Annotated in this window: 6 protein-coding genes; 5 read left to right on the top strand and 1 reads right to left on the bottom strand. The window is 50.0% G+C overall.

Translation table 11 applies throughout. From position 1 onward, the window contains the following. Positions 1–14 precede the first annotated feature (14 nt). The 4 genes from IEY13_RS22790 to IEY13_RS22775 all read left to right on the top strand — a co-directional run bounded on the left by IEY13_RS22790 (position 15) and on the right by IEY13_RS22775 (position 11955). Entirely contained in the window at positions 15–1442 is a 1428-nt protein-coding gene (locus IEY13_RS22790) for a glycosyl hydrolase family 28 protein (RefSeq protein ID WP_188956576.1), read from the top strand. A 53-nt stretch (positions 1443–1495) separates the two neighbouring features. Then, entirely contained in the window at positions 1496–3262 is a 1767-nt protein-coding gene (locus IEY13_RS22785; protein WP_188956574.1) for a glycoside hydrolase family 97 protein, read from the top strand. Between the two features lie 127 nt (positions 3263–3389). Further along, entirely contained in the window at positions 3390–9977 is a 6588-nt protein-coding gene (locus IEY13_RS22780; protein WP_188956572.1) for a cellulose binding domain-containing protein, read from the top strand. Positions 9978–10014: 37 nt separating this feature from the next. Further along, positions 10015–11955 carry an RICIN domain-containing protein gene (locus tag IEY13_RS22775; RefSeq protein WP_188956570.1) on the top strand — a complete coding sequence of 647 codons (1941 nt, stop codon included), beginning with the start codon at positions 10015–10017 and terminating at the stop codon, positions 11953–11955. A gap of 76 nt (positions 11956–12031) precedes the next feature. Here the strand turns inward: IEY13_RS22775 and IEY13_RS22770 are convergent, their stop codons facing one another. Then, on the bottom strand, positions 12032–12421 hold the full coding sequence (locus IEY13_RS22770; RefSeq protein WP_188956568.1) for a winged helix-turn-helix transcriptional regulator: 390 nt from the start codon (positions 12419–12421) through the stop codon (positions 12032–12034). Between the two features lie 94 nt (positions 12422–12515). Here IEY13_RS22770 and IEY13_RS22765 point away from each other — a divergent pair, with 94 nt between their 5' ends. Continuing rightward, a complete protein-coding gene (locus tag IEY13_RS22765) occupies positions 12516–13274 on the top strand; it encodes an MBL fold metallo-hydrolase (RefSeq protein WP_188956566.1) in 759 nt (252 codons plus the stop codon). Positions 13275–13431 lie beyond the last annotated feature (157 nt).

Raw genomic sequence — 13431 nt, 5'->3', positions numbered from 1 at the left:
TAACAGATGAGAGTATGAATGGAAGGAAATGGCTTTGTGTAGTAACCTTATTAACCGCATGCTGCTGCGCACGGGCGCAGCAGCTGGTTACCTGGCCCGCCCCGGCGGCCGTAATCTACTCCATGCACAATGATGATTATACCGTGCGGGTACGCAAGCCCGGTGGTAAGTGGCAGGACCTGTTTGAGTACAAGGTAAAAGTAGATCTGGATAAAGTGCAGGAAGCCTCGATGGTGCATTTTGATATGGAAGGCCCGGTAGAAGTAATGGTACGTAAGAACAATGAAAATGTACAGAGCGTAAAAATACGGCCAGAGGTATATGGTATACAACCTAAGCTGCTAGGCAATGTGGCTACGTTTGTATTAACGGAGCCGCATAAAATATCCGTAGAGTTTAACGGCGATAAGTTGCATAACCTGCACCTGTTTGCCGGTGCGCCGGAAAAAGACAAACCGCTGCCGGGGGATACGAATGTGGTGTACTTTGGCCCCGGCCTGCACATACCTGCCGATACGGTAAAAAAGGCTTTTGTAATCCCACCGGGTAAAACCGTATATATAGATGGCAGTGCCATTGTGCGTGGCCAGCTGGTTTGCGACAGTGTAAGTAATGTATGCATCCGTGGCCGTGGTATTATAGATCAGGCGCAGGAAGGTATATCTGTTACCCACTCCGGTTACGTAACTATTGAAGGCATTACCTTCATCAACCCTAAACACTATACCATTAACGGTGGCGCTTCGCACCACCTCACCATCCGGAACATACAATCTTTCAGCTGCCAGGGCTGGAGTGATGGAATTGACCTGATGAGTTGTTCGGATGTGGTAATTGATGACGTGTTTATGCGCAATTCGGATGATTGCATAGCCATATACGGCCACCGCTGGAAATATTATGGCAATGCCCGTAACTACACCGTTACGAATGCTACCCTCTGGGCCGATGTGGCGCACCCTATTAACATAGGCCTGCACGGCAATACCGCGGGCGAGGGCGATACGCTGGAGAACATGCTGTTTAAAAACATTCACATACTGGAGCAGGATGAAGACGACCCGGATTATGAAGGCTGTATAGCCATAACCTGTGGCGACCATAATCTGGTACAGAACATTCGTTTTGAAGAGGTGCGTGTGGATGATTTTCAGGAAGGGCAGCTGCTGAATATACGCGTGGTATATAATGCCAAGTACAACACCGGCCCCGGCCGCGGCGTACGGGATATTACGTTTAAAAACCTGCAATACAACGGGGCCAACAACACCTACCCGTTAATTAAAGGGCTGGATGCCACGCACAAGGTAGAACGTATTACATTCGAGGGGTTGCGCATTAACGGTAAGCCCATACGGAGTGCTGCCGAAGCCAATATAATAACCGGCCCCTTTGTTGAGCATATTGTATTTAAAACTGAAAACGAAAGCGCCGGAAAATGAGCATACAATCAGGTTGTCTAAAACGAATATTATACTGTTTGCCGGTAATACTGATGAGCATTGCCCTGAGGGCCGCGCCGCTTACACAGGTACAGGTAACCTCTCCCGATAACAATACGGTGTTAGAAGTATCCACCGCAGAGGGCGGCCGTTTGATGTACCGCGTAGTATACCGCCAGCAGCCAGCCACCCGCTGGTCGCCCCTGGGGTTACAGGTAAACAATGCATCGTTGCATGCGCATACAGCCATACAGAAAGTGGCATACCGCAATATCTATGAGCGTACTTACTGGCCACTGGGCGAAAGCGACACGCTGGTAAACCATTGCCGGGAAGCTACCCTGCAATGCAGCAGCAGTGGCATAAACTGGAAAGTAATAGCCCGTGCTTACAACGGAAGCATTGCCTTTCGCTACGAGGTAAAGGGTACAGGTTCCATACAGAAGGAATATACCAGCTTTTACTTTGCAGCACCCTATACCTTGTACCAATACAATCAGGAATCGGTATTTACCCCTACGGCACTGGATACTTTTAGCATGACCTGCGACCTGCCCGCCACTTTTGCCGGTAAGCAGGGGTATATACATATTGGCGAGGCAGAAAATACCAGTTATACCAAAGCCGAACTGAAAAGGAGTGAAGTGGCAGATGCCGTATCTGTGTTTTTTGCACGTGACACCGCCGTACGTTTTACAAAGCAGTTGCTTACCCCCTGGCGTACCATCAGTATAGCAGAACAGGCGATTGACCTGCACCGTTGCAGTCAGTTAAACGTAGTGCTGTGTGCAGATACGAAGAATAAAGTACCCGCCTGGGTAAAACCCGGTAAACTGATACGCGCGCAGCTGACCACACAGAGCGGACTGGAATGTATTGATTTTGCAGCCGCCCATCACTTTCAGTATGTTATGTACGATGCGGGATGGTACGGCGCTGAGTTCAGAAGCACCTCTAACCCCACGCAGGTAATACCGGCTATTGATATGCCTAAGGTAATAGCCTACGGCAAGCAAAAAGGCATAGGCGTTATTCTGTATGTAAACTATGTAGGCCTGCGCCGGTGGCTGGATACACTGCTGCCTTTGTACAAGCAATGGGGCGTGGCAGGTATGAAGTTTGGTTTTGTAGACGGGCTAACACAGGAAGGCTTAACCTGGTTATCTGCTGCTATGCAAAAGGTATACAACCACGGCTTGCTGCTGAACATACACGATAACTATAAACCTACCGGCCTAAGCAGGCGTTACCCGCAACTGCTTACGCAGGAAGGCATCAGGGGAGATGAAAACTGCCCGGATGCTTTTCACAACACGCTGCTGCCTTTTACCCGTTACCTGGCTGGCCCGGCAGATTTTACTTACTGCTATCCTAACGCTACCAATAGCTATAGCAAACAGATTAAAGTAAGCAAGGCCCAGCAACTGGCGCTTACGGTAGTATACTTTAGTCCGCTACAGGCCATTTTCTGGTACGGTAAACCGCTGGAGTATACCAACGAAGGGGAGATTGCTTTTTTTACGCATGTGCCTACCGTGTGGAATGAAACCCATTACCTGGCAGGTGAGCCCGGTAAGTATATATCAGTTGCCCGCCGCAACGGTGATACCTGGTTTATAGGCAACGCTGCCGGTTTGGAGGATTGGAACACCACGCTGCCGTTACATTTTCTACAGCCCGGAATCAGTTATACTGCTACCGCCTGGGAAGATGATGGAAAAGGAAGTATACAGCAAAGACAATTTGCCGTGAAAAAAGGCGATATGCTGCCCGTGGCCCTGAAAGCCAAAGGTGGACAAGCCATTATGATACAGAAATGATGATATAAAAAGGGGGAGGCGTTAAAAACCTCCCCTTTATTTGGATGTTTTTACCCCCGCCCCTGACTGCTGCCCGTACTATTTTGCCTTCGTTATTCCGATTGCTTTTATATAACTATTGCCATTTATGAAACAAAAACTGCCCGGGGGCATTATGCCTCCGTACTGCTATCTGCTTTCTCTGTTCCTTACCCTTTTTATAACGCCACTGCTACTGCCTGCTGAAACACAGGCGCAGCGCTTTCAGCACCCAGGTGTACCTTTTACCACCGACGATTTAAATAAGCTGAAACAAAACATTACGCAGGAGCCCTGGCTATCAGCCTATACCGCTTTTAAAAACAACGGTTCTTCCAGTCTGGTATACGCCGCTAAAGGTCCGTTTGCCTCTGTAAGCCGCGCCCCTGATCTGAATAACAACGCCTGGAAAAACGATATGGTGGCCATACACAACCTGGCCATGATGTGGGTGTTTACCGGCGACTCAGCCTATGCACGTAAAGCCACCAACCTGCTGGATAGCTGGGCCGTTACCAATACGGTTTGGGGCGGCAGTGAATCGATGCTGGATATTGGCGACTATGCCCAATACTGGGCCACCGGTGCGGATATATTGAAAAGCACCTTTCCCGGATGGACGGCTTTGAATACAGCACACGTGAATAATTACTTTGCCAACGTGCTGTACCCCACATCTTACGTGCCTCATCCACTGCGCGACCAGAACAAAGGCGCTATTCAATTAAAGATTGCCCTGGGGGCCGCTGCTTTTCTGGACGATGCTACAAAGTTTAACCAGGCCATTGAGGTATACCGTATGGATGCGGGCGGCGGATTACGCAACTCCCTGCCCAATGGGGAAGTAGGCGATGCCGGCCGTGATGACCACTGGCGCGTACAGGCCGCTGCGCTGGCATGGGGCGCAGAGGTAGCTTATAAGCAGGGCATTGATATGTTTGCAGAACTGGATAACCGGTTACTGAGCATTGCTGAATTGTACCACCAGTTTTCTTTTGACGGAGACTCCATGACGTTTGTGCCTTTTGGTGGCTACGCCTCGTACTGGACTAACTGGGGCATACGGCCGGGCATTATTACCGGCGATATGACCAATATTATTAAAGCGGCTTACCATCTGCGAAAAGGTATGGCCACGCCGCATACCGATAGAATGCGTGCGGCCCTTGGCGGTGCGGGTGGTAATTTTCTGTTCCTGAAATCGGCCGATACGGCTACTGCTGTGGTTTTGCCTCCGGTAATATATCCCGGCGATAATGTACAACCCGTAACGCACTTAACCAATATGGATATTGGCAATGCAGGTATGGCCGGAAGTGCTGTATACAGCAACGGTGTATGGACGGTTAGAGGGGCAGGCACCTCGTTAAGTAATGCTTTCAATTATACTTTTCAGAAGATGGCCGGTAATTCCGCAGTGGTAATGAAAGTGGAGGACATGAGTGAGGCTGCCGGTGGCTGTGGTATTATGGTGCGGCAGTCGCTGGCGCCTGGTGCTGCTTACTGGAATATACACCTGAATGGTGCAGGAGGGGTCGGCCGCCACTGGCAGCCGAAAGCACCATGGTGGATGAAGATGGAGCGTGTAGGCAACCGTATTTTCGGTTACCACTCGCACGATGGAGTGAGCTGGACCAACCTGCTTTGTTTTTACGAGCCCGCCAATTACACCGACAGTTTGTTTTATGGCTTTTACACCATCTCTAATAACGTATCTGCACTCAATACTGCTACCTTTTCTAACGTGGCATTCAGTGCAGCCGCACCAACTGGTGCGCCACAGATTACCAGTACCACAGCAGCAGGCGTACAGGTGGGGGCAGCATTTAACTACACCATAGCTGCCAGCAACACGCCGGTTAGCTATAGTGCAACTGGTTTACCTGCCGGGTTAAGTATTAACACTGCAACGGGCGTAATTTCAGGTATACCCACCACGCTGGGTACTACTGCCGTAACGCTGTATGCCACCAACGCTGCCGGTACAGGTACGGCTACACTGGTATTACGGGTAACTGCTGATACAGCGCCTGCGGCACCCGCAGGGTTTACTGCCACAGCCACCAACGCAGGTGCTATTCTGCTTGGCTGGTCAGCCTCCAACAATGCCACCGGCTACCAGATAAAACGGGCATTAACCAGTGGAGGGCCTTACACCACTATTGCATCCGGTATTACCACTACTTCCTTTACAGACAAACATCCTGTACCGGAAGTGCTGAACTACTACGTGGTAACAGCTATGGCAGATACACTGGAAAGTGGAATGTCCAATGAGGCAAGTGCTGCGGTACCTCCCGCTATACCTGGTAAACCCATAGTTACTGCTGTTAACGGCCAACTGCACCTGAGCTGGGCGCCGGGAGAGGGTGCTGTAACCTACAGTGTTAAACGCAGTACAGTTACAGGTGGCCCGTATACCACACTGGCCAGTGTTACCGGCACTACTTATACTGATGCTGCTGTTAACAACGGTATACCTTACTACTATGTAATTGTATCTGTTGGTACATCTTTACAGAGTGGTAACTCGCCTGAAGGATTTGGTGTACCCGGTGCAGGTACTTATACCTGGGTAAATGCAGCTGCCAGCACCAGCTGGAGTGATAGCGCCAATTGGGTAGAAGGCGTAGCGCCTGCCAGCCCGGCCGTTATTACATTTACATCCACAGAAGATTCTGTACTGAATAACAATGTGAACGGTATAGCTACCCTGAGAATAGTATTTGATACCACGGCCAGCAGCTATACCATTACCGGTAATACTATCACTGCTGCCAATGAAATTATCAATCAGTCATCACGCGCGCAGGCGCTGAACACACCACTGGTGCTGAGTGGTGAGCTGGCAGTAAATGCCAGAAGCCAGAACATAACCCTGAACGGAGGCATATCCGGTACCGGCAGCCTGAAAAATATAGGCCGGGGCATTGTGTATATAAAGGGGCTGAATACGTATACAGGCAACACCACCGTATGGGGCGATGGATCGGGTGGCATGTCGTACGGTGTGGGCATAGCGGGTGTGGGTACAGGTACCCCCGGTGTACCTACCGCTGGCCCGCTGGGTACCGGTAAGATTATTTTAGACGGCGGCACCCTGCACTCAGAATATGGCGATGTTACTTTATACAACGATATAGAAGTGCTGCCCGGAAAAAGAAGCTATGTATATGAAGGCACGTATGGCATAGCCCTTTACGGCCGCATAACCGGCAGCGGCACTTTATGGAATGATTGTAATACCTATGCAGGGCTGCATATGTTTGGTGACAACAGTGGTTTTGCCGGTTTGTTTGTAAATGCCCTGCGTAGTGGCAACAACCGGCTTCGATTTAATGTGCCACAATCGGGCAGTGCCAATGCCACCTGGAACCTGGATGCCAACGGCATAGATTGCCAGAGCCTCAACTTTGCTACCGGAACTATTCATTTTGGAGCGCTTACTGGCAGAGGCTATTTCCGTAACAATGCTGGTGGTGCGCCCGTAATGAGTGTGGGCGCTTTAAACACCAGCACCTGGTTTAGCGGAACTATCAACGGTACCATTGGCGTGGAAAAAGTGGGCTCGGGCAACTGGGAGTTGAGTGGCAACCACACGTATTCTTCCGCCACCCTCGTACGCAACGGGCGATTGCTGTTAAATAACAACGCAGCTACCGGGGCCTTTGTCAGTCCGATTACTGTTGTTGGCGGCGCGTTTGGTGGCACCGGCAGAACCACCGGAACGGTAACTATCGGTACCGGCAATGGCACAGGTGCCGCGTTAGAACCCGGCAACCTGGCCATAGGTACGCTTACTACTACCTCCACCTTAACACTATTGCCCGATGCTACCTGGAGAGCAGAGGTGAACCTGGCTACGCAACAGGCAGATAAAATGATTGCGGGCAATATGGTATTGAATAACCCGGCACTGGCTGTTACCCTAACCGCCGCCGGTACCTTGCCCCCAGGTACTTCTTTTGTACTGGCAGAAAATACAGGTGCTGCTGCGGTAAATGGAACGTTTAAGGATTTGCCTGAAATGGATACCCTTACCATAGGCGGCCATGTTTTCCGTATTACCTATAAAGGTGGCAATGGCAATGATATTGTACTGTTGGATGATCGTACCGTGCCGGTAACCATTACCAGTGCACTGGCCGATACCCTGCTGGTTGGCCGCGCTTATGAATACGCGGTTACTGCTATAAAGGCACCTTCGCATTTTACAGCGGTGGGTTTACCTGCCGGCCTGGTGCTGGATACTGTTACCGGCACTATCAGCGGCACACCTGTAACACCCGGTAACTATGCGGTTACCCTCACCGCTGCTAACGACAGCAGTACAGGCACTGCCGTGTTGCGGCTGGTTATAAAAAGCAATATAGTTACTGGTGTAATAGTAGCATCCGGTGATGCACGTAATGTGGTGGAATGGGAGTCTGTACTAAATCTGCAATACCAGGTAAAACGTAGTACCACACAAAGCGGCCCTTATACCCTGCTGGCTCAGGTAAGCAATAATTACTACACCGATACTGCGGTAACCAATGGCACAGTGTATTACTATGTGGTAGCTGCCGTAGAAGGTACTACGGCATATGGTAACAGTGCCGAAGCTGTTGCAACACCAGGGCCGGGCCAATGGAGTAAATATGCCTGGGAAGAACTAGCGGGCACCAGGCTGCGTGATGAGTGGGGAGCCAGGCATGCTACCCTGGCGGCTGCTGCAGTACGTGACAGTGGGTATACCGGGCAGGCCTTAAAGCTGAACGGTGCCGCAACTGCCTATGCCAGTTTGCCTGCGGATGTTATGAATGGGGTAACCAGCTTTACCATCAGCTCCTGGATAAAAATGGATGCACTGGCTACCTGGATGCGTTTATTTGATTTTGGCAGAGGCACCAACAACTACCTGTTTTTTACAGTGCAATCTGCGAGCGGTGTGGTAAGGTATGCTGCTAAAAACGGTGGAACAGAGCAGGGATTTAATTACAACTATGCTTTTCCTGTAAACACCTGGACGCATATAGCCATTACCTATACCGGTAATACCACGCGTTTGTTTATTAACGGTACACAGGTGGTTAGTTCCACCGCTATCAATATAAGCCCGGCTGCTATAGGGGCGATGACGCAGAATTATCTGGGTAAATCTCAATACACGGCAGATCCGATGTTCAGAGGTACCATTGATGAGTTCCGTATTTATAATCGTGCGTTGTCTGCTGCTGAAATAACAGCTGGCATGACGGCTACCCAAACGATAACCCTGACACAGCCCGCTGCCAGAACAGTTGGCGACAGTGACTTTACCATGCAGGCAACTGCTTCCTCTGGCTTGCCGCTTAGTTACAGCAGTGCAGATACCAATGTGGCGGTGATTGATGCACAAGGGCGCGTGCGAGTTACCGGCGCGGGCAATGTTACCTTGACTGTGCAACAGGCTGGGAATGCACGTTACAAACCTGCTACCGTCAGCCGTGTGTTAACGGTTAGGCCGTTGCAGCTGTCGCTGTTGTATAAAAATGGCGATAATGCACAAGCTACTAATAATAGCATACGCCCGTATTGGCGTATCGTGAATAATGATTCCACGTCTTTTGCCCTGAAGGAGTTGACTGTTCGCTACTGGATAACACCTGAGCATTATGCGGGTATACAAACCTTTATAGATTACGCAGCTTTAGGCAATGTGATTACCGCTAAGTATGTGCCTGTAGCCACGCCGCGCAAGCTGGCCTGCGGTTATGTGGAATATGGGTTTGATGCTGCCGCAGGGGTATTGCAGCCGGGTGCAGAAACCGGTGCTGTACAAACCAGAATAACCGGTACCAACTGGGCTGCTTTTAACGAGGTAAATGATTACTCTTACAAAGCCGCTGCGGGTTATAGTGCCAATGCGCATATTACAATGTACAGAAATGGAAGGCTGATAGCGGGCGTAGAGCCTGCAACAGAAGCGCCGGTTGCTGCGGTAAGTGCTTACACGCTTAGCAGTGGCAATGCCAATAACGCGATACAAACCTGGCTGCAATTGAACAACGAAGGCAATGTGCCGCTGGCTTATGGAGATATCACGGTAAGGTACTGGTTTAGCACAGGCGATAGTTTGCCTGTAAACTACTGGATAGATTATGCCAGCCTGGGTGTAAACAACATCAGCGGAAATATACAACGGATATTGCCGGAACGTGAAGGCGCAGATCATTATCTGGAACTGGCGGTGAACCCGGAAAAGGATGCTTTGCATCCTTACAGCAATACAGGTAATATTCAGTTGCGCATAGCCCGTAGCAATTGGGTTAACATACAGCCGGCTAATGATTATTCCTGGTTGCCGCAATCTGCTTTTGCACCCAACCCTCAAGTAACGGTATACTATAAAGGCACATTGATATGGGGTACTGAACCCCCTGCATTTGCAGTGCACACCGTGCAGCGAGTGTCAGGGGCAGGTGCATTGCCGGATACAGATGCCAGAATTAGCCTGTATCCTAATCCCGCAGCAGAGGTTTTGTATATACAGGTGCCGCAATTGCACAGCCGTGCACAGGTGAGGGTGACTACTGCTGATGGGCGTGTAATACTTACCCGGCCCCTAAAGCAGGCAAAAGAAGTATTGCAGGTGGGCCATTGGAACACTGGTATTTACCTGGTAACGGTGCAGAACGGTACACAGGTGATTACACAAAAAATACTGAAACAATAACCTTTCATATGCTATCTCTTCATTAAAAACACTTGTTATGAAAACGATTGCTCTTACTTTTTTAATGGGTGCTGTACTGGTGGTTTCGGCCACTGGCACAGCTGGCGCACAGGCTTTTGTGCACCCCGGATTATTACATACCGAAGCGGATTTTGCCAGAATGCGCACGAAAGTAAATGCCAATGCGCAACCCTGGAAAGGCAGCTGGGACGTGCTGACAGCAAACGGCCGGTCGCAGCTTACGTACGCGCACCTTGCGTTAGATACCGTACGCCGTGGAGGTACGGGGCAGAATTACACAAGGCTTTACAATGATATTGCCGCTGCCTACCAGACTGCCATACGCTGGAAGATAACCGGCGATGTGGACTATGCCAACAAGTCTATCGCCATTATGAATGACTGGTCATCCACACTCCGGTACATTACCGGTAATGCCGATCGCTTTCTGGCTGCCGGTATTTATGGTTATCAGTTTGCCAATGCAGCAGAAATTATGCGAACGTACAGCGGCTGGGCAGCGGCCGACTTTACCCGTTTTCAGAATATGATGCTGACGAAATTTTATCCGCTGAATGATAACTTTCTCCTGAACCACAACGATGCCTGTATTACTAACTACTGGGCTAACTGGGATTTATGCAATATGGCTTCTGTGCTGGCAATAGGTGTGTTGTGCGACCGGCGGGATTTATACAACCGTGCCATCAATTACTTTAAAACCGGTGCGGGCAATGGCTCTATTACCCATGCAGTTTGGTACCTGCACAACAGCACCCTGGGCCAGTGGCAGGAGAGTGGCCGCGACCAGGGCCATGCTACCCTGGGCATAGGCTTAATGGGGGCTTTTTGTGAGATGGCCTGGAACCAAGGCGATGATATGTATGGTTATGATAGTAACCGGTTTTTGAAAGGTGCAGAGTATGTGGCGCAATACAACACCGGCAACACGGTGCCGTATACTACGTATACCTGGGGTAATGGCCAGAACTGCGCCCAGATGCAGCAGACGGTAATTGCTGATGCAGGCCGTGGCAATATCCGCCCCGTATGGGAAATGGTATATCATCATTACGCTAACCGTATGGGGCTTTCGGTACCGGGCATGGCTGCCTATGCCGCCCTGCACAGACCGGAAGGTGGTGGTGGCAACTACGGCCCCAACAGTGGCGGGTTTGATCAGCTGGGCTTTGGCTCGCTCACTTTTGCGCGTGACCCTTTATCTGCTGCCGGCCCGGTAAATGGCGTATATAAAATATTTGCCCGCCACAGCGGACAAGCTATGGAGGTAGCGAACAATGGCAATGCCAATGGCGCTAACGTAAGGCAATGGCCTGCCAACGACTGCGCCTGCCAGCAATGGACACTCACCAACACCGGTAGCGGACAGTATACACTGGTAGGTGTGGGAAGTGGTAAAAACCTGGATGTGGCCAGCAGCAGCACAGCAGATGGTGCCAACGTGGCTATATGGCAGAGCACCGGCGGCAACAACCAGAAATTTACCTTCACGCTCGTAACCGGTGGCTTCTACCGCATTACGCCCGTAAACAGCGGTAAATGTGTAGATGTGGATGGAACCTCACTAACTAACGGCGCCAATATTTTTCAGTGGGCTTACCTGAATGGTAAAAACCAGCACTGGCAGCTGGTGCCTGTGGGTGGTGCTGCCGCAGCTGCTTCTGTATCATTACTTTCCAAAGCTGCTACAGACACTACCTTGTTACAACAGAAAGAGGTGGACTACACGTTTTACCCCAACCCGGCACGGGATCAGATTACTGTATTGCTGAAAACAACACCGGTTAACGAACCGGTAACAGGGTGGTTACAAAGTGTAAATGGGCAGATACTGCACAAGGCGCAGTGGAAAGGAAACAAGCACGTTTTTAATCTGAATAGTATGGCTGCCGGTGTATACTGGATTTGTATACAGAACGGCAAACAGAAAGTAACGAAGGCTTTTGTAAAAGAGTAGCCCATACAGATAAACATCAGGTACCGGAACAAAACGATGGCGTATCGGACTTATGATACGCCATCCTTTTAGCGTGTTAATGTGCTTCTGTTGGTAACGTACCGGCCTGAATTAAAAGTCTTTTCTGCCCTTTCATTTTCTCTACCGCCCCGGTAGCATGCGTATTGGCCCATTGTTCCAACGCTTCCAGTGCCGGCCCCATGGCCCTGCCTTTTTCTGAAATACGGTAACGTACTTCCGGTGGAAACGCGGGTGTTTCTTCCCGTATTATCAGGGCATCATTCTCCAGTTGCTTTAACTGTTCCAGCAGTACCTTCTTGGTTACTTTGGGAATGGAGCGCCACAGCTCGGTAAAACGGATAGCATCGTTACGGAACAGGTGATAGAGGATGATCGGTTTCCACTTGCCGGATAAAACCTCCAGGGCTACATCCAGTCCGCAATATTGAAAAGTATTGGTAGGCATGGTTACAAAAAAGTGAACAGGTTACCTGCCGGTAACCTTCGTACCCCCGGCGTTTGTTTTGTTCAACTTCGTTATCAAAATTAAATGATTTGATATGAAGGTGCAATTACTGCGTAACGCTACCCTAGTAATAACGGTAAACAACAAGGTGCTGCTGGTTGATCCGATGCTGGCCCCCAGATACGCGTACGACCCCATTATGATGACTGCCGGAAATGAACGTAACCCTACTACAGAATTACCTGTTACCGGTGAAGCACTGGATGCGCTGATAAAAAGGGTGGATGCAGTACTGGTAACCCATACACACCCCGACCATTGGGATGTTACCGCAAAAGAATTGCTGCCTAAAGGTATACCCTTGTTTACCCAGCCCGCCAGCCTGGCAGAGATACAGACTGCCGGCTTTACCCAGGCACAGGCAATAGAAACGCATATGCACTGGCAGGGTATAGATATTTACCGTACATGTGGCAGGCATGGCACCGGTGAAATTGAAGAGAAGATGGGCATTGTATCTGGTTTTGTAATAAAGCATGGCCACCATGTGGTATATATAGCGGGAGATACCATCTGGTGCGAAGCAGTGCAGCAGGCGTTGGATACGTATAAACCCACACACATAATAGTAAACGGTGGAGGCGCCCGTTTTGTAGTGGGTGATAGCATTGTAATGAACGTGGGTGATGTAATTACCGTAGTAAAGTATTTGCCACAGGCAAAAGTGTACGTAGTACATATGGAAGCGGTGAACCATTGCCAGGAAAGCAGGGAAGACGTGCGAAAGGCGATACACGAAAACGGTTTCGCAGAACGTTGTTTTGTACCGGAAGATGGGGAAGTGTTTATGTAAGCTTGTGCAGATGCGGGTTGCGGACTGTTCTGGTGTTGTTGATGCGAGTGATTGCAGGAAGTTGCACAGGTAGTGAGCCACATTTTTATGGCGGCGGTTAGTAAATTATAGTTACTTTGGTACCTCTTGAACGAACGCTATACAGGCAGGCGCTGTA

Origin of the sequence: Filimonas zeae, from assembly GCF_014641615.1 — a bacterium.
Lineage (GTDB): Bacteria > Bacteroidota > Bacteroidia > Chitinophagales > Chitinophagaceae > Filimonas > Filimonas zeae.
Note: the sequence above shows the minus strand (reverse complement) of the source record. Positions and strands in the feature narration are given on the sequence as shown.